Source organism: Lysinibacillus alkalisoli, assembly GCF_014643595.1.
Classification (GTDB): domain Bacteria; phylum Bacillota; class Bacilli; order Bacillales_A; family Planococcaceae; genus Metalysinibacillus; species Metalysinibacillus alkalisoli.
In genome coordinates, this window is sequence record NZ_BMJT01000005.1 from 79,086 (window position 1) to 102,855 (window position 23,770).

Sequence of the window (23,770 nt, forward strand, 5' to 3'; positions counted from 1 at the left end):
ACAATTAAGCGCTTGCACTATACAATCAGGTAGTAAAGTGTTTATATTGATAGCGGACTGTATTTTGTCGTTACTAGTAAATACAAAACGAAGGGATGAAAGACATGACAAAATTTAATGATACATTGTTGCGTGCAGCACGTGGTGAGTCTGTCACACACACGCCAGTATGGTATATGCGTCAGGCAGGGCGTTCACAAGCGGAGTATCGTGAAATTAAAAAGAAGTACTCCTTAGAAGAAATTACAAAGCAACCTGAGTTATGTGCTTATGTAACACGTTTACCTGTAGATAATTACAATGTAGATGCGGCTATTTTATATAAAGATATTGTGACACCTCTACCAGGCATGGGGATTGATGTTGAAATTAAAGCAGGGATTGGTCCTGTGATTTCTAATCCTATTCGCTCAGTGGCTGATATCGAAAAATTACGTGACTTTGATGCACAAGAGCATACACCGTTTGTGTTAGAGACGATTAAAATGCTAACAGAAGAGCAATTACAAGTACCGTTAATTGGTTTTGGCGGCGCACCATTCACATTAGCAAGTTATATGATTGAAGGCGGTCCTTCAAAAAACTATAATAAAACAAAGTCATTTATGGTATCAGAGCCTAAAGCTTGGTTTGCATTAATGGATAAATTAGCAGATATGATTATTGCTGATATTACAGCACAAGTCGGTGCAGGTGCAAAAGCGATCCAAATCTTTGACTCTTGGGTAGGGGCATTGAATGTGGAAGATTATCGTGTATTCATTAAACCTGTAATGACACGTATTTTTGGCGAGTTACGCAAATTAAACGTACCACTTATTCAATTTGGTGTAGGGGCGAGTCATTTAGCTAATGAATGGTATGACTTACCAATCGATGTTGTTGGTTTAGATTGGCGTTTACCTATTAAAGAAGCATTAGCTAGAGGCATTGATAAGCCTGTTCAAGGGAACTTAGACCCAGCGTTATTATTAGCGGATTGGTCTGTTATTGAGGCACGTGCAAAAGATATTATTGACCAAGGTTTATTAGCAACAGGTCATATTTTTAATCTAGGGCATGGCGTATTCCCAGAAGTGAACCCAGATACTTTAAAACGACTAACAACATTTATTCATGAGTATAGTGCACAACAAATCGCAACGCGCGGTTAAACTTATAATGAGGTGAAACTATGAAACAAGTAAGAGGCTTATTAGTTATGGCGTATGGTACGCCTTACAAAGAAGAGGATATTGAACGTTATTACACACACATCCGTCGCGGGCGCAAACCGTCAACAGAACATTTAGAGGACTTGCGTAGTCGCTATGAGTTTATTGGTGGTATATCGCCATTAGCAAAAGCGACAGAAGCACAAGCAGAGGCACTTTGTGCTCATTTAAATACGGTACAAGATGAAGTGGAATATAAACTATACATTGGTTTAAAACATATCGAACCTTTTATTGAAGACGCTGTAAAACAAATGCACGAAGATGGTATTACAGAAGCGGTTTCTATTGTATTAGCGCCTCATTTTTCAACTTTCTCGATCAAATCGTATAATGGCCGTGTGTTAGAAGAGGCTGAAAAAGTAGGTAATTTAAAAGTAACTTGTGTAGAGTCATGGTACAATGAACCAACTTTTATTGAGTATTGGAAAAATAAAGTGAATGAAACATTCGATGCAATGTCTAATGAAGAACGTGAAAAGGCGTGCTTGATTGTATCGGCTCACTCACTACCAGAAAAAATAAAAGAGTTAGGCGACCCATATGAACAACAACTTCATGAAACTGCTAAATTGATTCAAGAAGCAACAGGCGTTAAAAATGTAGAAGTAGGTTGGCAATCAGAAGGACAAACACCAGACCCATGGCTTGGACCAGATGTACAAGATTTGACGCGCACGCTATATGAACAAAAAGGCTATCGCTCTTTTGTTTATACACCAGTAGGCTTTGTTACAGAGCATTTAGAAGTGTTATATGATAATGACTACGAATGTAAAGTCGTATGTGATGAGTTAGGGGCAAAATATTACCGCCCTGCAATGCCAAATACAGACCCACTATTTATTGAAGCTATGGTGAATGCCATTCATAAAAAGCTTACAAATTAAGGTGGTTTAAGTGATGGCAGATCAAGAGCAACGACGCAAAATTGTAGTCGTAGGTGGGGGTATTACAGGTTTGACCACTGCCTATTACTTACAAAAGCAAATACGTGAGCAATGTTTGCCTATTGACGTCTTGTTAATTGAAGCCTCTCTTCGCTTAGGTGGCAAGATCCAAACCTATCGTAAAAACAATGTCATTATGGAGAGAGGACCAGAGTCTTTTTTTGACCGTGAAGGGCATATACATCAGTTAGCAAAAGAGTTGAAAATTGATTCGCAGCTAACTGCAAATAAACTGGGGCCTACTTATGTTGCAGTAGGCTCTCAGCTTTATCCCATACCTGAACGATTAATGGCTGGCGATGCTCCGCATGTCTCATCTTTTATTACATCAGGGTTATTTTCAATTAGTGGCAAGATACGTGCTTCAGGCGATTTTGTAATTTCTCGTACAAAAGAGAAAATTGATCAACCTGTAGGCCCATTCTTCCGTCGTCGTTTTGGTGCTGAAATTGTAGAAAATTTAGTTGAACCATTACTAGCTAGTGTTTATGCAGGTGATGTAGAGCAATTAAGTTTACAATCCACTTTCCCGCAGCTTTATCATCTAGAGCAACAACACCGTAGCTTATTACTAGGGATGCGTAAAGAGCAATCAAGTATTTTTTATGGCTCTCCGTCTAAAAACGAAGATGAGGGTATATTTGAAACTTTTACAAACGGTTTAGAAACATTAGTAGAAGCGATGGAACATGCTCTACTGCCTCAAACCGTGATGAAAGGCATAAAAGTAGAGCGAATTGAAACAACAACAACGAAAACAGCAGTTGTTTTAAGTCATACAGCACCCGTCATGGCAGACCAAGTTGTAGTAGCAACACCCTTTTACGTAACAGAACAATTGTTAGCCGCCTATCATATAAAACCGTTACAGCAAATGACAGCAGCTACCATGGCGACCGTGAATATGATTTTCCATAAAGACCAAGCGCTAGATTGGAATGCACTAGCCTTTTTTGTATCTCGTAATAGTGATTTTGCGATTACATCATGTACGTGGAGCAATTTAAAATGGCCTTTAACTGCTAATAAAGAGCAAGTATTATTGCGAATTTATATTGGTCGTGTTGGCGATGAGACTATTGTGGAGTTATCAGATAAGGAGATTGAAGAGACGGTTCTTCAAGACCTTAAAAAGACAACAGACATCACAGGTAGACCGCAGCAAACCGTTATTACAAGATGGAAAAAAGGCATGCCACAGTATACAGTAGGTCATCAGCAACGTGTAGCAGAAATAAAGCAAATATTACAAAAAGAATGCCCTAGCATCCATGTGGCTGGCAGCTCATTTGAAGGGATATCTATTCCTGAGTGTATTGCGCAAGGAAAGCAAGTAGCACAGCAACTTTTAATGAAGGAATGATCGAAGTGTAAATAGCACTTCGATTTTTTTATGTTTAAAAAATGTGAACGAATTATGAGCATATAAGGAGATTTTTAAATTCACTTATGGTCTTTCATGGAAACTTCACATTTATGAAGTATGATAAAGATGAAGAGGTGAAAATGGTGCAAAGACTCCTATTTATTGCAGTAGTAAGTGGATTATTACTATTATTAAGCGGTTGCAATAAAGCTTCATTTGATGCAGTACCAGATAAGGACGTTATGGCTACCGTAAATATTCAAGAGCCGTCGCTTACTTTTTTTGATATAGAGGGTAATAATGTGGCAACATGGCCATTAAAAAAATCATATACGGGCGCAACATTGTGGCAAGATAATACGGTTGTGTTATATGGTTTTGGCTTAGCAAAAGCAAATGTATATGGCTTAGATGGTGAGCATTTATATGACCTTAAAACAGGTACAGGTGTTACTAATATATATGTGAAAAATCATAAGGCTTACGTAGCTAATGGCGAAACAAATCAAGTGCAAGTATATGATGCCAATGGTGAACTGATTGCTGAACATAAAGTAGGTAATTATCCCATGTCTATGTATGAATATGAGGGTAATTTATATGTGATTAATTATAAAGATACGACATTATCCGTTCTCGATGCAGAACACTTACAAATCCAGCAAGAGTGGTCAATTGATAAATCAGCCAATGGTTTAATCGTACCCGAAAAAACAAATGAATTATGGATTGGTGGGCATGGTGAAGGCGCTAAACCAAACCGTTATGTTAAAAAATATGATCTTAAAATAGGCGAATTAATCGGTACGATAGAGATGCCTCTTATGCCTATTGAGTTTGCACAAGACCAAAAGCTTATTTATACCGTAAGTCATGGTACCAATGATATTTATGCTGTGAATCATAAAGGTGAAGTAAGTTGGCGTATGCATGTAGGTGCTAATCCATTTGCGATTGCCACTTTTAAAGACTATGTCATTGTGGCAGGTTATGATGATCATACTTTATATATGATACAAAACGGGGAAATAATAAGAGAGATACCTGTCGATAAAGGACCATTTAAGTTATTGGTGAGGGAGGGGTCAATGTGACCAAAGTGTTGATTGTGGACGATGAGCGTGATATGCGCAATTTAATTGAAATGATGCTAAAAAATTCGAGGTTTGAAACATTGACAGCAAGTAATGGTAGTGAGGCATATACATTACTACAACATCATAAGGTAGATTTAATCTTATTAGACGTAATGATGCCGCATGAAAATGGTTTTGAAGTATGTGCTCGCATTCGTCAAATGTCAAAAGTACCTATTATATTTTTAACAGCACGCGATGCTAATGATGATAAGGTGAAAGGCTTAACACTAGGAGCGGATGATTACATTGTCAAACCATTTACGATTGATGAGCTTGTAGCACGTATTAATGCGGTATTGCGTCGTTCTGGTACACCGTTAGAAATGCAACAAAAATATATTGCCATAGACCCTATTAAAATAGATGAAGCCTCTCGTAAAGTGTATGTAGAAGAAAAAGTTGTGCCATTAACGCTTAAAGAATTTGAGTTATTGTATTTATTTATGCAAAATCCTGGTACAGCTTATTCAAGAGAGCAACTGTTAGAACGCATTTGGGATTTAGATTATGCAGGTGGCACACGCACAGTGGATACACATATTAAAACATTGCGCTTAAAATTAGGTAAACAAGCAAGCGAATACATACAGACCGTATGGGGCGTAGGTTATCGCTTTGAGCCAAAACGATGAAGCGCATTGCAACACGTATTTGGCTTCTTATTGTGACATTTATTGTGCTCACAGTGTTATTTATGTATTTTCTAACGCAATTTCTATATTTACAATTATATGTAGCTGATGCTGAGCGCTCGATGGAAGAAATCGGTGTCAAATTACAAACAATGTATAAGGGCGGCCGAGTAGAAGATCAGTTAATTGATGATATCGAAATCTATAATAGTCATTCTAACTATAATGTTTTTGCGGTGCGTAACCCGCGTGAATTAAGTGCGTGTGTACCATTTGATATTGACTATGATGCATTAATTGGTGTGGAGCAAAGAGAACAATTATTAGCAAATGAAAATGTTTCAACCATTGGGTATGAGCCTCGATTTGAGCGACAGGTAATTTCTGTTATGGTGCCTTTAGTTGACCAAAATCGCTTAGAGGGTATTATTTATTTGTACTTCCCACTAGCAAAAATCAGTGAATTAACAAATAAAGAAATATTAGCTTTACTCAGCAGTGCATTTGGCTTCTCATTAGTTATGGCTTATTTAGTGTCGAAGGGGCTACGTCATATTATGCGGCCTTTAAGAGATTTACAAAAAGCAGTGGATCAAATGGCAGGGGGGAATTACGATATCCATGTTCCTGTTACCTCGATTGATGAGATTGGCAAGTTATCACAAACATTTAATGATATGGCAGTTTCTATTCACAAGGAAGATGAAGCGCGTAAAAACTTCTTAGCAACAGTATCTCATGAGTTACGTACCCCTATTAGTTATGTAAAAGGGTATAGTGAAGCGATGCAAAATGGTTTGATTAAGGACGAAGATAAAGAAGAGACGGTGCGATTAATCGTACGTGAAACAAATCGCATGGAGCGGTTAACAAATGAATTATTACAATTAGCACGCATGGAAAATGAAGCTACAGAAAAAGTAAACTGCTATCCTATCCCATTAGCAGAGACGTTACGGGAGGTAGAATACTTAATCCAACCTGCCTTAGCTAAAAAGAATATCTCTTTACATCTACAAGTAGAAGAAGACAGCATTGTGATGGCAGATGAAGAAAAATTGAAACAAATTTTTATTAATCTAATTGAAAATGCTATTAATTATTCAGAAGCGGGGCAAGCTATTCACCTGACAATGTTGACAACAGCAACTCATGTGACTGTTCAAATTAAGGATTTTGGACAAGGGATACCAGCAGAGGATTTACCTCATATTACGGAGCGCTTTTATCGAGTGAATAAAGCGCGTAGTCGTATTGATGGTGGAAGTGGCTTAGGATTATCCATTGTTGAACAATTAGTGAAGCAATTAAATGCAACAATGCGTTTTGAAAGTGAACTTGGAATTGGTACAATAGTTTTTGTAGACATACCTTTAATGGAGGAATTATAAAATGAAAAAATGGTTACTAGCAGCAATAGCAACAAGTGCTTTACTAGCAGGATGCAATGATAATTCACAATCAAAAGAACCAGAAGTACCTACGATTGTGGAAGTTGACATTCAGACGCCAGACAAAGCGCCAGTTGAAACGTTAACGCTAAAATCAAAAGTAACACAAGGCGATAAAAATATAGAAGATGCAGATGTACAGTTTGAATTTTGGGAGTCAGGTATGAAAGATCAAGGACAAATGCTTGACGGGGAGCATAAAGGCGATGGTGTGTACGAAGCAACTGTTGATGTAGAGCATGCGGGTGTGTATTATATGTTTGCTCATACTACAGCACAAGGTATGCACGTTATGCCTAAGCAGGAAATTATCATAGGTGAGCCAGATATGAGTAAGGTGTTGCCAGAAGATGATAATCAACACGATAGTATGGATATGAATATGGATGAGGAAACAAAATAAATGTAAGAAGCGGCGATTGATTATGCAATGAGGTAATCAATCGTTTTTCTTATGCATTTGTAAGAAAAAAGCTTGCAAAATAAAAAGAGATGCTGTATTGTAATGACTAGTTGACTGAAATCGTTTTATGGTCACAACGTTATAAGAGGAGGTGTGATGATGATTGACCGTAGACAAGAAATTATAGCAGCCGCTACAAAATCTTTTACATTGTTTGGTTATAAAGCTACTACAATGGATCAAGTTGCTAAAATTGCAAATGTCGGAAAAGGTACGATTTACACATTCTTCTCCAATAAAGAAGAACTTTTTCAAGAGATTGCGATGACATTAATTAGAGAGATGCGCATACAAACAAGCGAAGTAATCACAGATGAGGCAAACTTTATGGACAATGCGCATGCAGCTTTAATGAAGTTACTCGAATTTCGTGAAGAACATTTATTGTTTGCCAAATTAATTGAAGAAGAAAAAGAATTGCGTACACCTATTGTGAGGCAGGTACTTATTGATATTGAGTCAGCAATTATTGTTTATATTGCGGCTTATATTCAAAAGGCGATTGACCGAGATGAAATTTATCCATGTGATACAGAACTGGTGAGTTACTTATTATTTAAAGGTTATTTGGCATTTGTGGTGGACTGGAGCGAGTTGCACGATGAAATTTTGCCAGAAGGGCGCATTTTAAATTTATTTAAAGATACGATTTTTAAAGGGTTGATAAAAGCATGAGTACTCATGCTTTTCCAACGCTATAAAAATAAACGTCAAATCATAATTTTTTTAGCTAGATTTGACCAATTGACCTAAATGGTCATATATTCAAGGAGGTAAAAGTATGATAAAGGCAGAATGGGCTAAAATATTAACAACCCGAAAAATGCTGATATCGGTAATTGCGGTATTGTTCATCCCTGTAATGTATGCAGGCATGTTTTTATGGGCATTCTGGGACCCTTATAAAGGGCTAGAAGATTTGCCAGTAGCTGTTGTCAATGAAGACAAGGGCGCTGAAATGGATGGCAAAAAGTTAAAAATTGGTGAGGAATTAATAGATAAACTCGTCGATAGTAAAGAATTTGATTTTATTGAAGTATCTAAAAAAGATGCAGAAAAAGGTTTACATGGTCGTACGTATTATATGATGATTGAGATTCCAGAAAACTTTTCGGAACATGCGACTACATTATTAGATGACCATCCATCAAAGTTAACGATTAATTATGTACCCAATGAAGGGCTTAATTTCTTAGGTGGACAAATTGGTGAGACAGCGATGGAATTAATTCGAGCTGAGGTAAATACAAAAGTAGCTTCAACCTATGCTGAAACGCTGTTTGATTCTATTTCAGAGGCTGGAGAGGGCTTAGCTAAAGCAGCTGATGGCTCAACAGAATTAGACGAAGGTGCTAAAAAATTAGCAGATGGTACAGGTGACTTAAAAGGTTACTTAGAACAATTAGCTTCAGGTACTGTCCAATTATCTGATGGTACAAATCAACTAGCACAAGGGGTGCAAAAAGCACAAACTGGCGCTAATGAATTAGCTGGAGGTATGGGCAAATTACAAGACGGTGCAGCTCAATTGCAACAAGGTGCACAATCCGCAAGTGAAGGTGCAGGTAACTTACATCAAGGTGTATCAGATTACACAGCAGGTGTAGGGCAAGTTGCAGCAGGTTTAGCCACAATAAATGAAAAGAGCGGTGCACTAGTATCAGGTGCAGATCAATTAGCATCTAGTGCAGGTCAATTAAGTGGTGCAGCAGAGCAATTGTCAGGTGGTGCAAGTCAAGTAACAAATGGTATTGGTGCATTATCACAGCAATTAGAGGCTGTTATGGGCGCTCTACCAGAAGAACAAGCAGGTGCATTACGTCAATCTTTGGCTCAGCTACAACAAGGTAGTGCTCAAGTTAGTGGTGGCTTAGGTGAGTTAGCAGGCGGTGCAGCGCAGTTACAACAAGGTGCACAGCAATTAAATGGAGGCGTTCAACAACTAAGCCAAGGTAATGCGCAAGCTTTAGGGGGCGCACAACAATTAGCAGAAAAGAGCGGCGCATTAGTAGCAGGCGCAGCACAATTGCAACAAGGGAATGCTACGTTAGCTAGTAAACTAGGCGAATTTAATGCAGGCGTGCAATCAGCAGCAGCAGGTACACAACAACTCGCTTCTGGTTTAAACCAATTAGCAGGCGGTACTTCTACGTTGCAATCAGGTACTTCTGAGTTAGCTTCTAAGTCTGGTGAATTGGCAAATGGTTCAGATGCTTTAGTTGATGGCTCCAAAAAATTATCAGATGGTACAGGTGAGTTATCAAATAAATTAGGTGAAGCTAGTGAAAAAGCTAATGATGTTAAATCAACAGATGAAACATATGACATGATGGCGAATCCTGTAACTGTAGAGAAAGAGTCATTAAATCCAGTTAAAAACTATGGTACAGGTTTCTCACCTTACTTTATTTCATTAGGTTTATTCGTTGGTGCATTATTAATTTCCATTGTGTTCCCATTTGTAGAGCCAGCTGTTCGTCCTACTTCAGCAACAGCTTGGTACACAAGTAAAGTATTTGTATTAATTGTTGTTGGATTTATCCAATCTATTATTACTGTACTTGTAGTAAAATATGCGCTAGGTTTAGAAGTGGTAAGTATGCCTTACTTTATTTTAACAGCATTGATTACAAGTTATACGTACTTGTTTATGATTCAAATGCTCGTATCAATTGCAGGAGACCCTGGACGTTTCATTGCGATTATCGTGTTAATTTTACAATTAACGACAAGTGCGGGTACATTCCCATTAGAGTTAATTCCAAAACCATTACAAATCTTTAACACAGTATTGCCTATGACATATACTGTTTCAGCATTTAAGGCGAGTATCTCAACAGGAGATTATTCATTCTTATGGACAAATTACACCGTCTTGCTTAGCATGATGGCAGGTTTCCTAGTTATTACATTTGGTTACTTCTTATTGTTATACAAGAAACGTTATTCAAAAATTGCCGAAGAAAACGAAACTGCAAAAGCGTAATAACGTTGTGTAACATCATAACGCAAAAATAAGTGGTAAAGGGAGAGGTTACGTTCCCTTTACCACTTTTCTATCTGTATGTACAAATAAAAACCCCTCTTCATTTGAGCGAATGAAGAGGGGTTTAAGTGTAAGAGATTTAATTAAACATTCACCAGCTGTAAAGGGTACAGCTTATGAAGGGGTCTATTGTTTTAGGGAAGAACAACAGACATGAATCAGTTAATAGACAAATGCCTTATAGAGAATTACATTTCTCACAAGTGTTGCTGTAGCATTCGCTTTGTTCTTCAATTTTTTCACCGCACTCTGTGCACTGTTTTGATGGTAAGTTTTTGAAAAATTCTACAACGTTTTCTAGCATAATGTTTGCCTCCTTTAAGGTTATCTGTACTATTACTGTTTTGATAATTCTCATTGTATTATAACAGTTTGCATTCGTCAACAATAAATTGCTATTTTGTTGTAAAATAAAAGAGATTAACCAAAAAGGAGCCGATTTCATGCTATTTGTAGACAATAATAAAAATTATGATCCTCGTATCAATTTAGCGATAGAAGAATATTTACTAAAAACAATGGATGTAGAACAAGAGCCCATCTTACTGTTCTATATTAACCAACCATCTATTATTATTGGTAAAAACCAAAATACAATCGAGGAAATTAATACAGATTATGTGGAGGACAATGATATTATTGTTGTTCGTCGTTTATCGGGTGGTGGCGCAGTGTATCACGACCATGGGAATTTAAACTTTAGTTTTATTACAAAAGATGATGGCGAAAGTTTTTTAAATTATAAAAAGTTTACACAACCTGTAGTAGATGCGCTTGCTAAAATGGGTGTGAATGCCGAATTATCTGGTCGTAATGATATTTTAGCTGAAGGACGTAAAGTATCAGGGAATGCCCAATTTTCAACAAGAGGCCGCATGTTCAGCCATGGTACACTGATGTATAACACAGAAATTGATGCTGTAGTATCAGCATTAAAAGTAAAAAAAGAAAAAATCGAATCAAAAGGCATCAAGTCAATTCGTTCACGTGTGGCTAATATTGCAGAGTTTATTGACAATCCTATGGATGTTGAAGCATTCCGTATGGAGATTTTAAAGTCTATATTTGGTGGTGAAGAAAAGATTCGCTATTATGAATTAACAGATCAAGATTGGCAAAATATTTATGCCTTGTCAGAGGAGCGCTATCAAAAATGGGAGTGGAATTATGGCAAGTCGCCTCGTTTTAATACACAACGTACGAAGCGTTTTCCATCGGGGAGCATTGATATTCGATTAGAAGTAAACAAAGGTATGATTGAAGATATCACAATCTTTGGGGACTTCTTTGGTGTGGGTGATGTAGGTGAAATTGCACGTGCATTACAAGGAATTCCGTATAGCCGTCAAGCTATTGCGACAGCCATTGCACCTTTTGATATTGCCACATATTTTGGCGGTGTAACGACCGAAGAGTTTTTGCAATTGATGTATTAAATAGAGATGGATTGATGGGTGATAGTATTCTAACGGGAATGCTATCACTTTTTATATTGTATTTTATGGTAAGAGATAGGGTTAAACATGTAAGGTACATCATTAGTTTGCTATAATGTAAAAGAGAGAAGGAGGCGTTGTTGTGGATAAGCATCGCATTTTTATCGTAGAAGATGATACAAAAATCGCTTCATTACTTGCAGATACTTTACGCAAGTATCAATATGATGTCGAAGTTGTACAAAACTTTGAAAACTTAGTGAATGAATTTTTGGCCTTTCAACCACATTTGGTGTTATTAGATATAAACTTACCTGCCTATGATGGCTATTATTGGTGTCGTCAATTACGTCAACATACAACATGTCCCATTATTTTTATTTCCGCTCGTTCAGGCGAGATGGATCAAGTTTTTGCATTAGAAAATGGTGGCGATGATTTTATTACAAAACCTTTTAATTATGAGATTGTGTTAGCTAAAATTAAAAGTCATTTGCGCCGTACATATGGTGAATATGCTTCTAGACAAGAAGAACGCACAATTAAGCAAGGACAGTTAACGTTACACTTAGAGCGCATGGAGTTACATACAAAGCAAGAAGAAATACCGCTCCAAAAGAAAGAGTGTGTTATTTTAGGCTTGTTAATGGGGCAAGCCCCTAAAGTAGTGTCGCGTGAACAATTGTTAGAAGAGCTTTGGGATGACCAAGCCTTTGTGGATGAGAACACATTAAATGTTAACATGACGCGTGTGCGTAAAAAATTAGCAGATTATGATGTGCAATCAACTATTGAGACAGTGCGTGGAGCGGGATATCGCTTTTTACTGCATGAGGAAGAAATCTGATGAATAGTGTGAAGTTATTTTTACGAGACCATGTTTCGTTTATTATTTTTGAATTATTACTTGTCGGATTTATCGTGATTTTATATTGGTTAGATGGCTTACGCAATATTGATACAGCCATTTACTCTATCGTAATTAGCTTAGTATTATTAACGTCATTTTTAGTCTTTCGTTGTATGTTAAGACAGCGTTATTATAAAAAGATTGTACAATTGCCAACTGCAATGGAAGATGCGTTACAGAAAAATGCGAAGACAGCAGAGGCTAGAAGTGTTGAGGCTTATTTGCAAACCTTATACAAGCTTTATCAAAGAGAAGTGCAATCTTTATATGCTAGTCAAAAAAGACATGACCAATTTATGAATCAATGGGTACATCAAATGAAAACACCCATCTCCGTTATGGAGCTTTTATTGCAAGAGGATGAGGTTTTAGATAAGAAAAATGTACAAGAGGAAATCGACCGCTTAAAACGCGGTTTAGAGATGGTACTTGTCAATGCTCGCTTGGAGAGTTTTGAAGATGATATGCATGTAGAACAAGTCGATTTGAAACAATTAGTGACGATGGTCGTCAATGAAAACAAACGTTTATTTATTGCAAAAAGAGTGTATCCCGCTATCGAAATAGAAGATAATTTGCAAATTGCCAGTGACTCGAAATGGTTGCGGTTTGTCATAGGACAGTTCGTAACAAATGCGGTGAAATATACATTTGAAGCAAACAAGAAAATTGTGTTACGTGCTTATACAGAAGAGCAGCAAGTTATTTTACATGTTATTGACGAAGGGATTGGCATACCTAAATCCGATTTAAGCCGTGTCACTAAAGCTTTTTTTACAGGCGAAAATGGGCGCAAAACAGGTGAGTCAACAGGGATGGGTTTATATTTAGCAGAGGAGATTTGCGAAAAGCTAGGTCATACCTTAACAATCACATCAGAAGTGGGAAAAGGCACAGATGTAATGATTACTTTTAAGGGGGAATTGTATGACTGATGTTACAATCCAACATTGGCATTTGAAAGTTGACCATGAAGCAACAAAAAAAGCGTATCAAGAGGCTGACGAACAATGTATTTGTTTAGAATGTCAAAATTTCAGAGAGGCAAGTGCACAATTAGATGATGCTATTTTACAATTCGCAACGCAATTAGGCATTGATCTTATGAATCCTTGTCGTTTAAGCGCATTTGAAGTAGAAGGTGATGCAGTGATGTATGCAGGCCATTATTGTGTGCAAGGTGAAATTATACAAGGTGAGATTGATGCGTGGGATATTATTGTAGGCCAACATTGTTTTGCTTTAACACAAGAAGGCGATGTGACAAAAGAATTTTCTGGAGAAACTTTTGAGATTTCATTTGAAGTTGTTTTTCCTAAAGTATTAGTAACGAAGTGAGGTTTTACACTATGCCAATTTTAGAAATCGATAATATGACGAAGGTTTATGAAGGAAAGGTAACACATCGCGCGATTAATCAATTGAGTTTTACAGTTGAGGAAGGCGAGTTTTTAGCGATTATGGGACCATCAGGAAGTGGCAAAACAACCTTATTAAATATGATTTCGACCGTAGATGAGCCAACGTCAGGTACGATTTTAATGAAAGGCGTAGACCCTCATCAGTTGCCCGAAAATGAATTAGCGTATTTTAGAAGACGAGAGTTAGGTTTTGTTTTTCAAAACTTTAATTTATTACAAACGTTAACAGTAGAAGAAAATATTGTTCTCCCATTAACATTAGATAATCAGTCTGTCGATGAGATGGAGAAGCGTTTAACAATGATTACAGAGCGCTTAAGTTTAACACAAATTTTGCATAAGCGCCCCAATGAAATCTCTGGTGGGCAAGCTCAGCGCACAGCTATTGGGCGTGCATTAATCCATCGCCCAAGTTTAATTTTAGCGGATGAACCAACAGGTAATTTAGATTCTAATACGTCTAAAGATGTGTTGGAATTACTAATGCAAGTTAATCAAGAGCAGAAAACAACGATTGTGATGGTAACCCATGACCCCATCGCTGCAAGTTATTGTGACCGCGTATTGTTTATTAAAGATGGCGAATTCTTTAATGAGATCCATAAAGATGATCGCCGCCAGATGTTTTTCCAGCGCATTTTAAATGTGCTAAGTTTACTTGGAGGAGGACAAGTCGGTGACCTTTCGACAATTCGCTTACCGTAATGTAATAAGAAACGGTCGCATATATGCCGCATTTTTTATGGCGAGTTGTTTTTCTGTATCTGTATTTTTTATTTATTCTATGTTGATGTTCCATCCGGATTTAGGCAAGGGGATTTTAGGTGATGTCTCGATTGTAGGTATGGCTGGTGCAGAAGTTATTCTTGTACTGTTTACCTTATTCTTTTTATTTTACTCGATGAGTGCATTTCTAGCTGCCCGTTCACGAGAATTTGGCATTTTATTGCACCTTGGTATGGAAAGACGCCAGTTAAATCGTCTTATTTTTAGAGAAACGATGTTAATCGGTGTGACGTCTATTATTATAGGTATGATATTTGGTTTCTCATTCTCTAAATTTTTCTTTATGATTGTTCGAGAGATGCTACAGTTAGATAGCTTGCCACTTTATTTAGCGTGGCAACCTTTTTTATTAACATTAGGTGTATTTTTTAGCGCTTTTATGATGATATCTTATGTCAGTGTCTCATTTTCAAAAGAGCATAAAGTATTAGACTTACTACGCGGTGTAGACCAAGTAGAAGCTGTGACACCTTATTCTAAAGCGAGGGGTATTAAAGGGTTTGTCTATATTATACTCGCTTATTTGTTAGCTATGTTAGCCCCACATGTTAACTTTCTTGTCACGTTAATCGTTTTTATACCTATTTTAGTAACATTCGGTACGTATTACTTTTTTAGTGACACTATTTTATTAATTTTAGCGATAATTCGCAAACAGCGAAAACTGAATTGGAAACGTTACCGCTTACTCGCTATAGCTGAACAGACGCATATTATGAAAAATAATGCAAAGATGTTTTTTGTGGTCACTATGGTATCAACATTGGCATTTTTATCTGTAGGTGTACTTGCTGCGATGTCATCATATACGACGCAGTACAATTTAGTAAATCCGATGGGTTTGATTTATAAAGGAGATGCCAATAATCCTTATGAAAAAGAGCATATTAATTCGTTACTTAATCAACTAGAAGAACGAGGGTTATCTTACCACTTGACGCGCTTTGATGTGGTTAAACAAACATCAACAGCGACTAATCGTCAAGTAGAAGTGCTGAGAGAGTCCGATATTAATCGCCTTTTATATTCGAATAATTATCCCATTGTTAGCCTAGCAAAAGGTGAAGGGATGTTTATTCCTAACACAGAAGAAGATTTAAAGATTTTAAAGAATAAAAGAGTAGAGACCGTATTACAAGAAAATGATATTCCTATAACGATTGACCGCGTGTATCCAAGAGTGATTTTTCCCAAAGCGATTATTAGCGTCAATGCGATTATCATTAGCGATGAGGATTTTGAAAAGCTTTGGTATATCACATCAAACCCCCATATTAAACAGCCTGTGTATCATTTGTTCACATTTGATATTAATCGCTGGGTAGAGACAAAAGATATTCGATTAGAGCCTGACCCTTATGAAGGCGTATTTAACGAAGAAGCACCTTATTATTTAGAAAATGCAGGTTTAAATTATTCCTACATTGTAGCCACTTACTCTTTATTTACTTTAGTTGGCTTACTTGTAGCTACTGTATTTTTATTAGCCTCTGGAAGTTTTATTTATTTTAAATTACATGCTGCTTTAGAGCGTAATCAGCAGCAATTTGAAGTACTGCAACGTATGGGGTTATCTGATTACGAAATGAAAAAATTAGTGAATCGCTATTTATTCCCCCAATTTTTTGTGCCATGGGGATTAGCGCTATTACATTGCACATTCGTTTTTGCAGCCTTACAAGTTTTCCTAAAAGATTTGATTAATATTTCTATTGCTAAAGAAGTTATTTTAGCCTTTAGTTTTTTAGTATTAATTCAAGTAGTGTATTTTTATTTGATTAGATGGCGTTATTTATCCCATATGCGTCCTTGAATTACGGAATAAAGCAGAAAAAAACAACCTAAAACACAAATTTAGGTTGTTTTTATTTGATTATTTTTATATAATATTTGTGAACGGTGATTCATTTACAAAGGGGATGGTAGCCATGAATTTAGTATCAAGCTTAACGGAGAAAGCGCAACAACAACCAAATAAAGTTGCTTATCATTTTATGGGGAAAGATACGAGTTATGGAGAGTTGGAAGTAACAATCGCACGCTTTGCAACAGCTATGCATGAAGCAGGCATACGAAAAGGTGACCATGTGGCATTGTTGTTAGGTAATACGCCACACTTTATTGTAGGCTTATACGCCACCATGCGATTAGGGGCAACAGCAATTCCAATTAATCCAATATATACACCAAATGAAATTGCCTATATCGTTAATAATGGCGATGTCAAAATGGTCATTGCACTCGATATGTTGATACCACTTATTACAGAAGGGCAAACATTATTCCCAAAAGTAGAACGTTACGTAATTTGTGAGACAACGCCTGATGTGCAAGACAAATTCCATGCGTTACCAGAAGAGGTTAAGGCAAAAAGTACACTCTTTATGCCCATGTTACAACAGGCACAACAAGCATGGCCAGCTGAAGCAGTAGCGCCTGATGACACGGCAGTTATTTTATATACATCAGGGACTACAGGTGTGCCTAAAGGCGCCATGTTAACCCATGAAAATATGTACTCTAATGCAAGGGATATCGGTGCTTATTTATTATATACATCAGAAGATAAAGTGATCGCTACTTTACCAGTTTTTCATGTATTTGCACTAACAGTAGTAGTGAACGCACCTTTAATTAGCGGTGCAACGGTATTGTTAGTACCTAAGTTTAGTCCAGCAGGCATTTTTGAGTTGGCACGTGAACAAGGTGCAACAGTATTTGCAGGGGTGCCTACTATGTATAATTTCTTATACCAATTACCAGATAGTAATCCCGAAGACTTCTCGACAATTCGTGTGTCTATTTCTGGAGGCGCCTCCTTACCTGTATCATTATTGCATAATTTTGAAAATAAATTTAACGTGCGTGTATCAGAGGGCTATGGTTTATCCGAAGCCTCACCTGTTACTTGTTTTAACCCTTTAAATCGTGAACGCAAAGCAGGCTCCATTGGCATGTCCATTAATAATGTAGAAAATAAAGTAGTAGATGAAAATGGTGAGGAAGTGCCAGTAGGTGAAGTTGGGGAGTTAATCGTACGTGGACCAAACGTTATGAAGGGCTATTATAAAATGCCAGAAGATACAGCCGTAGCGTTACGTGATGGTTGGTTATATACTGGTGATTTGGCTCGTATGGATGAGGAAGCCTATTTTTATATTGTGGATCGTAAAAAAGATATGATTATTGTAGGCGGGTATAATGTATATCCGCGTGAAGTAGAAGAAGTATTCTATGCCCATCCGGCAGTGGTAGAGGCAGCAGTAGTAGGGTATCCAGACCCTGACTTTGGAGAGGCTGTCCATGCTTATGTTGTAGTGAAAGATAAGACAGTAACAGCGGAAGATTTAATGGCATACTGTAAAGAACATCTAGCTAAGTACCGTGTGCCAAAAGAGATTGAGTTAATTGACGAATTACCTAAAAATACAACAGGTAAAATATTAAGACGCTCACTCAAAAAATAAGGTATTCCTAAGTTAAGTGAAAAATGTTAGACTGATGCATTTCGGTCTAGCATTTTTTTATTGAATAAGCCATATACTATAGACTTAAAGTGGGAATAAGAGACGTTGTTTTTCAAGGAAATGTGGTTAGATTCTCTTTCTTTTCAATAGGAGCCATATGCGTTTATTTTTAGATGTGTTAATTTCGTGAAATTCGCTTGAACAATGTGCATACGGGTATACAATAAAGGCATTATTTTTACAAATGTATGCCAAAAAATATGCTATGATGATGAAGCGAAACCTTTTGTGTTAAGAAAGCGTTTTACATGTAAACAGACGGATTTTAAATGAAAGTGAGAGAGTTATGGAGATTATAAAAAGTTTATTCGATTTTATTATGCATATTGATGTGCACTTAGGCGAGATTATTCGCGACTTTGGCGCCTGGTCATATGGGATTTTATTCGCTATTGTATTTGTTGAGACAGGTGTAGTTATATTTCCATTTTTACCAGGTGACTCTTTATTATTTGCAAGTGGTACATTTGCCGCTTTAGGTCATTTTAATTTACCATTACTCATCATTGTATTTTTAGTAGCCGCAATTTTAGGGGATACAGTAAACTATCATATTGGGCATAAGGTGGGTTTATCCATACCTGAAAATAGCTTTATTGGTCGTGTGATTAATCGTGAACGACTAAAAATTGCCGAGGACTTCTTTAATAAACATGGTGGAAAAACGATTGTTATTGCACGTTTCATGCCATTTATTCGTACGTTCATTCCATTTGTAGCCGGCGCAAGCCGTATGAATTACCGCTATTTTTTAATGTACAATGTAGTAGGTGCATTTTTATGGGTATTCATTTGTACCTTCCTAGGCTACTTCTTTGGAAATATCCCAATTGTTAAAGATAACTTTTCAACAGTATTATTAATTATCATTTTCTTATCGGTATTACCCGCAATCTTTGGTATTCTTCAAGCAAAGTTTGGAAAGAAAAATAAATAATAAAAATTGCGAATTTGAACTGCACCCCAATTAGAGGTGCAGTTTTTATTTTGGCAATACAAAGCTACCGAGATTAACCGTTATATTTTCTGGTACAGTGATGATAACTTCAATTGAAGATGCTGAGATAGTAGGTGATATAATAGCCGTATTGAGAGGGGCTACAATAATTTTTTTATCATAAATAAATTGATGTTGAGAGAACGTTAATTGATTATCCTGAAATGAAGTGGAGAATACATTGTCAGTTAAAGGAATAAAATCATTTTCTTGATTGAGAGCGGTATTATAAACTTCAATAGTCCCTTCATCGATTAAAGTGTTAGATTTTTTAACAGCAGTATCAGAGTAAAACATCCCCATATTGACGTCCAAGGTACGATCTTGTAAAGGAAATGTTTCTTTCATCACGAGTTGTTTCCCATGCTGGCTAATTGCTTGATAAGGCTGTGTAACACTATGGACAGCAATAATACTTGCTAAACCAAATACGACAAAAAGTGTTGTAATCCCTGTAATAAGACGAGCAGGAATGCGATTGGTCGTATACTTTTTAGTCACAATAAAAGCAGCTAAAAATAATAAAAGAATAACACTACTAATAACAGCAGAAAGCATGGTCACGTAACCTCCAAACGTTGACTAAGTGTAAATAAGATATACATTAAAAAGATACTAGCAATAACAACGATGCTACTTAACCAAAATAACGATGAAATATAAGTGAAGCAGAGATAGCCACACATTATGCTCAACATTAAAAATAATAAACGATATTTTTTAGGTAGCAATTGTTTAATGTAAATAATTGTAGGTAAAGTAATGAATAAGATAAGTGGCAAAGCAATATTGTGAGCAAGCGTAAAAGGATATAAAAATAAAGGATATCCCGCAACAAAATATAATAAAGCTGTCACAATATACATCGAAAAAATGGCAAATAATATGCTGATTATAGCGAAAACCATAATAATTATCATATTCACTTTCAGTAATAGTATCGGAGTCATCACGTGATTAAAGTAAACTTGAGTAGCATGTGAATTCGTTATTCTATTTGTTAAAAATAGAAGCCAAATTAAACTGAAAATAAGAAAAAGTATAGGGCTTATCGCATGCACACTCACTTGTAAATTTGTCATTGTAAAGGAAAAAACCGTATCAAAACTGCCGATTAACAAAGCACAAATCAACAATGAATGAATGAGTAGCAAAGAGAGTAAACTAACACGATATTGTTGATATTGCCATTTTACATGTGCACGTAATAATTGAAATTCAGTCATAGTTATTGCAGCGCTCCTTTACTAATGTAGTAATAGATTTCGTGGAGATCTAAAGTTTCATACGCCCACGTCTCCAGCCAGTCTTTATGTTGTAGATCAATAATAGAGAAACTTTGTATCGGGTGCTCCTCCATATAAATTACAGGGTACTGGTGTTGCAAGGGGGGGTGATGTGATACTTTTACAAAACGCTGTTGTAAGATATGAATATTTTCATGCAAATAAATAGTATGTTGTTTTAAGATAATCAGTTCTTCTAATAAATGTTCGATCTCTTGTAAATGGTGACTTGCAATAACAAAAGTTCTAGGGTGTTGTATGTAGTCTTTTAATAATATTTCGTAAAGTTGTTTACGAGAGATTTCATCCACACCATCTAACGGTTCATCTAATAAAGTGTAAGTGGCGCGTGTACAAAGCGCATAAATAAAGCTAAAGATTGCAGCTTGACCTTTTGATAATTCATAGTAAAAATAGCTAGGTTGTAATTTTACTTGTTGTAGCAAATGATTAGCTTGCACCCAATTAAAATGAGGGAACACATCATTGCCATATTGAAGAATCTGTGCCAAGTTGAAATGATCAGAGAATGTAGGTTGCTGGGATAGTAAAAAAATATGCTGTGCTGCATGCACATTATGACGCACCGGTTGACCTTCATAAAGTACATGTGTACTAATCGTTAACCTTCCAGCTATGGCTTGCAATAATGTTGATTTCCCCACACCATTTTGCCCTACTAATCCAATAATTTTTTCGTTAAGGATTTCGAGTTGTATGTTGTCTAATACGGGCTGATGACGGCTTGTTTTTGACAAATTACAAATTTTAATCACGTGCTCCCTCCTCTTGTAACGTTTTAATTAATTGAATGAGTGCCTCGTCTGTTAATTCCACTCGTCTCGCTTCTGTAATTAAAGCTTGTGCTAACTCAGTTAATGTCACATGTTGCCTTTTATACTGTAGGCGTTGCTGTGCGTCCTCTACCACAAACATACCTAACCCTCTTTTTTTATATAAGATGTTTTGTTCGAGTAATAACGTCAACCCTTTTCCAGCCGTGGCAGGATTAATTGTAAACAATTCAGCTAATTGATATTGTGAAGGCACGCGAGCATGCGCTTGATAATGCCCGGTTAGGATTTCGTTTTCTAACCAGTCGGCCACTTGTTGATAGATTGGTGTATGATTAACGGTCATATTTTCACATCCATTTAAGTGCATTAGTTATGTAATGTACTATAGTTGTTAGTTAAAATGAAGTCAAGTGTTATTTCAGCGTTAAAATTGTAAAATGTAAGCAGATAAACGATAAGTAATTTATACTGATAAATGCTATAATAAAGGGAGTATCATGTAAAAAAGTGAGGAACAAGACGTGGAAGTTTTTATCGGTAGACAACCTATTTTAGACTTAAATGAGAAAGTAGTTGCATATGAACTTTTATATCGCAACAAAAGTACTAACTTTTTTCCAGAAGTAAATTCCGATATTGCAACAGTTGATGTGCTCATTAATACATTTATGTCTATGGGCATTAATGAAGTAACGAAAGGTAGACCAGCCTTCATTAATTTTACTGAAAAGTTATTGATGAGTGATATGACAGATTTTTTAGACCCATCTAAAATTGTTATTGAGATTTTAGAAGATGTTGCCATTACTGAGGAATTGATTCAACGCGTCATACAATTAAAGCGTCTAGGTTATAAAGTAGCTTTAGATGATTTTATTCTCGATGAAAATATCACGATTTATGATAAGTTATTTGCCCACGTTGATTATATTAAGGTGGATTTTTTGTTAGCTTCTTTAAAGCAGCGCTTAGAAATTGAACACCGTATTAAGAGCACTTTTCCACATATTAAATTATTAGCTGAAAAAGTGGAAACGCGAGAGGAATTTGAGATCGCTAAAGTGTCAGGTTATGAATTGTTCCAAGGGTACTTTTTTGAACAACCACAAGTATTAAAAACAACAGAGATCCCTGTGAATACAATACAATATTTGCAGTTAATGACGTTATTACGGGATGGAGAACCGAATATGACGAGTGTAGCAGAGAATATTGAACGCGATATTTCTCTCAGCTATAAATTATTGCAATTAATTAATACCTCACCACGTAGACGAGCAAAAGTACGCTCGATTAAGCAAGCTGTCATGATGCTAGGTATCGCCCAGTTGCGTAATTGGGTATCTTTATTAGCGATTCGAGAAACAAATAAAAACCATGATACTGATGTTTTCTCTGAAGTCATGCACTCCGCATTATATCGTGCCAAAGTATGCGAAATCTTAGCTAAAAATCAACAGCAAGCCAATTATTCTGAGTATTTTTTGATTGGTATGTTTTCACTAATGGATGCATTACTACAACGACCAATGTCTCTCGTACTACAGCAAATCCCATTCTCTGATGAAATATGCCAAACACTATCTGGTGGTGATACAGTCATGACACCTTATTTAAATTTGGCAATAGCAATGGATAAAGTAGATTGGAAAAATATTGATGAAGGTGTGACATATTTTGAGATGACCACACAACAACTAGAAACCATTCATAGAGAGGCTTACGAGTGGGCTGAGCATGCATTTATGTGACGAATTTGAGACGGTTTGGTTACTAGCTTGTGAATAATAAGCGCTTTCACAACACCTAAAATTTTTTGTTTGTTATAATGTCCTATGTACACTAAATAAAATCATTTTGGAGGGGTTCAAATGAAAAAAGTACTTTTAACAGCTGTATTTGGTTCTGCATTATTTTTAGCTGCATGTGGCGGTGGAGACGATAAAGCTGATGACGCTACAAAAGACACAGACACAGGTTCAGAGACAGCTTCTGTAGATGTAGGCGAAGGCGAGAAAATCGCTAAGCAAAAATGTATCTCTTGCCATGGCGGTGATTTAACTGGTGGTTCTGCACCGGCAATCGATAAAATCGGTGGCACATTAAAAGAAGATGAAATTTTAGATATTCTTGAAAATGGTAAAGGTGGCATGCCAAAAGGTATCGTTTCAGGCCAAGATGCTGAAAACGTTGCTGCTTGGTTAGCAACACAAGAATAAAATAATGGCGTAATGCGCATACTAAACGAAGGTTCTTTTTATAGAACCTTCGTTTTTTTATGGAAAGATGAAAAATTTTTCGTCATACTATAGAGGCATGTTAAAATAAAGCATATTCGGTAAGTAAGGA

24 protein-coding genes are annotated in these 23,770 nt (G+C 36.5%); 19 read left to right on the forward strand and 5 right to left on the reverse strand.

All coding sequences use genetic code 11. The features are described from left to right. Window positions 1-104: 104 nt before the first annotated feature. The 9 genes from hemE to IEW44_RS08655 all read left to right on the forward strand — a co-directional run bounded on the left by hemE (window position 105) and on the right by IEW44_RS08655 (window position 10,201). On the forward strand, window positions 105-1,154 hold the full coding sequence (gene hemE, locus IEW44_RS08615) for a uroporphyrinogen decarboxylase (RefSeq protein WP_188614648.1): 1,050 nt from the start codon (window positions 105-107) through the stop codon (window positions 1,152-1,154). A 20-nt stretch (window positions 1,155-1,174) separates the two neighbouring features. Further along, entirely contained in the window at window positions 1,175-2,104 is a 930-nt protein-coding gene (hemH, locus tag IEW44_RS08620) for a ferrochelatase (protein ID WP_188614649.1), read from the forward strand. Between the two features lie 13 nt (window positions 2,105-2,117). After that, entirely contained in the window at window positions 2,118-3,527 is a 1,410-nt protein-coding gene (gene hemG / locus IEW44_RS08625) for a protoporphyrinogen oxidase (protein ID WP_229704199.1), read from the forward strand. Window positions 3,528-3,640: 113 nt separating this feature from the next. After that, entirely contained in the window at window positions 3,641-4,624 is a 984-nt protein-coding gene (locus tag IEW44_RS08630) for a YncE family protein (protein WP_188614651.1), read from the forward strand. Next, window positions 4,621-5,301: a response regulator transcription factor gene (locus tag IEW44_RS08635; protein ID WP_188614652.1), complete on the forward strand. Its 681-nt coding sequence runs from the start codon at window positions 4,621-4,623 to the stop codon at window positions 5,299-5,301. Before IEW44_RS08630 ends, IEW44_RS08635 begins: the two co-directional genes overlap by 4 nt. Next, window positions 5,298-6,692, forward strand: a complete 1,395-nt coding sequence (locus tag IEW44_RS08640) for a sensor histidine kinase (protein ID WP_188614653.1) — start codon at window positions 5,298-5,300, stop codon at window positions 6,690-6,692. Before IEW44_RS08635 ends, IEW44_RS08640 begins: the two co-directional genes overlap by 4 nt. Window position 6,693: 1 nt before the next feature. Then, window positions 6,694-7,155 (forward strand): FixH family protein, encoded by a 462-nt coding sequence (locus IEW44_RS08645; protein ID WP_188614654.1) that lies wholly within the window; start codon window positions 6,694-6,696, stop codon window positions 7,153-7,155. A gap of 162 nt (window positions 7,156-7,317) precedes the next feature. Next, the gene (locus tag IEW44_RS08650; RefSeq protein ID WP_188614831.1) at window positions 7,318-7,890 is read left to right on the forward strand and encodes a TetR/AcrR family transcriptional regulator; all 573 of its coding nucleotides are present in this window, start codon (window positions 7,318-7,320) and stop codon (window positions 7,888-7,890) included. A gap of 106 nt (window positions 7,891-7,996) precedes the next feature. Continuing rightward, window positions 7,997-10,201 (forward strand): YhgE/Pip domain-containing protein, encoded by a 2,205-nt coding sequence (locus tag IEW44_RS08655; RefSeq protein WP_188614655.1) that lies wholly within the window; start codon window positions 7,997-7,999, stop codon window positions 10,199-10,201. A gap of 238 nt (window positions 10,202-10,439) precedes the next feature. Here the strand turns inward: IEW44_RS08655 and yhfH are convergent, their stop codons facing one another. Next, window positions 10,440-10,565 carry a protein YhfH gene (gene yhfH / locus IEW44_RS08660; protein WP_188614656.1) on the reverse strand — a complete coding sequence of 42 codons (126 nt, stop codon included), beginning with the start codon at window positions 10,563-10,565 and terminating at the stop codon, window positions 10,440-10,442. A gap of 139 nt (window positions 10,566-10,704) precedes the next feature. Here yhfH and lplA point away from each other — a divergent pair, with 139 nt between their 5' ends. The 8 genes from lplA to IEW44_RS08700 all read left to right on the forward strand — a co-directional run bounded on the left by lplA (window position 10,705) and on the right by IEW44_RS08700 (window position 19,278). Continuing rightward, window positions 10,705-11,697 carry a lipoate--protein ligase gene (gene lplA / locus IEW44_RS08665; RefSeq protein ID WP_188614657.1) on the forward strand — a complete coding sequence of 331 codons (993 nt, stop codon included), beginning with the start codon at window positions 10,705-10,707 and terminating at the stop codon, window positions 11,695-11,697. Between the two features lie 142 nt (window positions 11,698-11,839). Next, window positions 11,840-12,544, forward strand: a complete 705-nt coding sequence (locus IEW44_RS08670; RefSeq protein ID WP_188614658.1) for a response regulator transcription factor — start codon at window positions 11,840-11,842, stop codon at window positions 12,542-12,544. Beyond that, window positions 12,544-13,542, forward strand: a complete 999-nt coding sequence (locus IEW44_RS08675; protein WP_188614659.1) for a sensor histidine kinase — start codon at window positions 12,544-12,546, stop codon at window positions 13,540-13,542. Before IEW44_RS08670 ends, IEW44_RS08675 begins: the two co-directional genes overlap by 1 nt. After that, entirely contained in the window at window positions 13,535-13,945 is a 411-nt protein-coding gene (locus tag IEW44_RS08680; protein ID WP_188614660.1) for a hypothetical protein, read from the forward strand. Before IEW44_RS08675 ends, IEW44_RS08680 begins: the two co-directional genes overlap by 8 nt. An 11-nt stretch (window positions 13,946-13,956) precedes the next feature. Next, window positions 13,957-14,733 carry an ABC transporter ATP-binding protein gene (locus tag IEW44_RS08685; RefSeq protein WP_188614661.1) on the forward strand — a complete coding sequence of 259 codons (777 nt, stop codon included), beginning with the start codon at window positions 13,957-13,959 and terminating at the stop codon, window positions 14,731-14,733. Beyond that, a complete protein-coding gene (locus IEW44_RS08690) occupies window positions 14,705-16,627 on the forward strand; it encodes an FtsX-like permease family protein (protein WP_229704200.1) in 1,923 nt (640 codons plus the stop codon). The genes IEW44_RS08685 and IEW44_RS08690 overlap by 29 nt, the downstream gene beginning before the upstream one ends. Before the next feature lie 115 nt (window positions 16,628-16,742). Further along, entirely contained in the window at window positions 16,743-18,281 is a 1,539-nt protein-coding gene (locus IEW44_RS08695) for a fatty acid--CoA ligase family protein (RefSeq protein ID WP_188614662.1), read from the forward strand. Window positions 18,282-18,627: 346 nt separating this feature from the next. After that, window positions 18,628-19,278: a DedA family protein gene (locus IEW44_RS08700; protein ID WP_188614663.1), complete on the forward strand. Its 651-nt coding sequence runs from the start codon at window positions 18,628-18,630 to the stop codon at window positions 19,276-19,278. A gap of 45 nt (window positions 19,279-19,323) precedes the next feature. Here IEW44_RS08700 and IEW44_RS08705 read toward each other — a convergent pair whose 3' ends face one another. Genes IEW44_RS08705 through IEW44_RS08720 form a run of 4 tightly spaced genes read right to left on the reverse strand, consistent with a single transcriptional unit; the run spans window position 19,324 to window position 21,764 of the window. Beyond that, window positions 19,324-19,896 (reverse strand): hypothetical protein, encoded by a 573-nt coding sequence (locus IEW44_RS08705; RefSeq protein WP_188614664.1) that lies wholly within the window; start codon window positions 19,894-19,896, stop codon window positions 19,324-19,326. A gap of 2 nt (window positions 19,897-19,898) precedes the next feature. Beyond that, window positions 19,899-20,564, reverse strand: a complete 666-nt coding sequence (locus IEW44_RS08710; RefSeq protein ID WP_188614665.1) for a hypothetical protein — start codon at window positions 20,562-20,564, stop codon at window positions 19,899-19,901. Window positions 20,565-20,566: 2 nt separating this feature from the next. Continuing rightward, a complete protein-coding gene (locus IEW44_RS08715; RefSeq protein WP_188614666.1) occupies window positions 20,567-21,400 on the reverse strand; it encodes an ATP-binding cassette domain-containing protein in 834 nt (277 codons plus the stop codon). Next, window positions 21,393-21,764 carry a GntR family transcriptional regulator gene (locus IEW44_RS08720; RefSeq protein WP_188614667.1) on the reverse strand — a complete coding sequence of 124 codons (372 nt, stop codon included), beginning with the start codon at window positions 21,762-21,764 and terminating at the stop codon, window positions 21,393-21,395. Before IEW44_RS08720 ends, IEW44_RS08715 begins: the two co-directional genes overlap by 8 nt. A 178-nt stretch (window positions 21,765-21,942) precedes the next feature. Between IEW44_RS08720 and IEW44_RS08725 the strand changes: the two genes are divergently transcribed. Together IEW44_RS08725 and cccB are read left to right on the forward strand one after the other, a co-directional pair. Continuing rightward, the gene (locus IEW44_RS08725; RefSeq protein ID WP_188614668.1) at window positions 21,943-23,172 is read left to right on the forward strand and encodes an EAL and HDOD domain-containing protein; all 1,230 of its coding nucleotides are present in this window, start codon (window positions 21,943-21,945) and stop codon (window positions 23,170-23,172) included. Window positions 23,173-23,292: 120 nt separating this feature from the next. Continuing rightward, entirely contained in the window at window positions 23,293-23,640 is a 348-nt protein-coding gene (cccB, locus tag IEW44_RS08730; RefSeq protein ID WP_188614669.1) for a cytochrome c551, read from the forward strand. The last annotated feature ends 130 nt before the right edge of the window (window positions 23,641-23,770 follow it).

Coding starts and splice junctions, on each gene's coding strand:
- hemE (WP_188614648.1), top strand. CDS start 105: ATGACAAAATTTAATGATACATTGTTGCGTGCAGCACGTGGTGAGTCT.
- hemH (WP_188614649.1), top strand. CDS start 1,175: ATGAAACAAGTAAGAGGCTTATTAGTTATGGCGTATGGTACGCCTTAC.
- hemG (WP_229704199.1), top strand. CDS start 2,118: ATGGCAGATCAAGAGCAACGACGCAAAATTGTAGTCGTAGGTGGGGGT.
- IEW44_RS08630 (WP_188614651.1), top strand. CDS start 3,641: ATGAAGTATGATAAAGATGAAGAGGTGAAAATGGTGCAAAGACTCCTA.
- IEW44_RS08640 (WP_188614653.1), top strand. CDS start 5,298: ATGAAGCGCATTGCAACACGTATTTGGCTTCTTATTGTGACATTTATT.
- IEW44_RS08645 (WP_188614654.1), top strand. CDS start 6,694: ATGAAAAAATGGTTACTAGCAGCAATAGCAACAAGTGCTTTACTAGCA.
- IEW44_RS08655 (WP_188614655.1), top strand. CDS start 7,997: ATGATAAAGGCAGAATGGGCTAAAATATTAACAACCCGAAAAATGCTG.
- yhfH (WP_188614656.1), bottom strand. CDS start 10,565: ATGCTAGAAAACGTTGTAGAATTTTTCAAAAACTTACCATCAAAACAG.
- lplA (WP_188614657.1), top strand. CDS start 10,705: ATGCTATTTGTAGACAATAATAAAAATTATGATCCTCGTATCAATTTA.
- IEW44_RS08675 (WP_188614659.1), top strand. CDS start 12,544: ATGAATAGTGTGAAGTTATTTTTACGAGACCATGTTTCGTTTATTATT.
- IEW44_RS08680 (WP_188614660.1), top strand. CDS start 13,535: ATGACTGATGTTACAATCCAACATTGGCATTTGAAAGTTGACCATGAA.
- IEW44_RS08685 (WP_188614661.1), top strand. CDS start 13,957: ATGCCAATTTTAGAAATCGATAATATGACGAAGGTTTATGAAGGAAAG.
- IEW44_RS08695 (WP_188614662.1), top strand. CDS start 16,743: ATGAATTTAGTATCAAGCTTAACGGAGAAAGCGCAACAACAACCAAAT.
- IEW44_RS08700 (WP_188614663.1), top strand. CDS start 18,628: ATGGAGATTATAAAAAGTTTATTCGATTTTATTATGCATATTGATGTG.
- IEW44_RS08705 (WP_188614664.1), bottom strand. CDS start 19,896: ATGCTTTCTGCTGTTATTAGTAGTGTTATTCTTTTATTATTTTTAGCT.
- IEW44_RS08710 (WP_188614665.1), bottom strand. CDS start 20,564: ATGACTGAATTTCAATTATTACGTGCACATGTAAAATGGCAATATCAA.
- IEW44_RS08720 (WP_188614667.1), bottom strand. CDS start 21,764: ATGACCGTTAATCATACACCAATCTATCAACAAGTGGCCGACTGGTTA.
- cccB (WP_188614669.1), top strand. CDS start 23,293: ATGAAAAAAGTACTTTTAACAGCTGTATTTGGTTCTGCATTATTTTTA.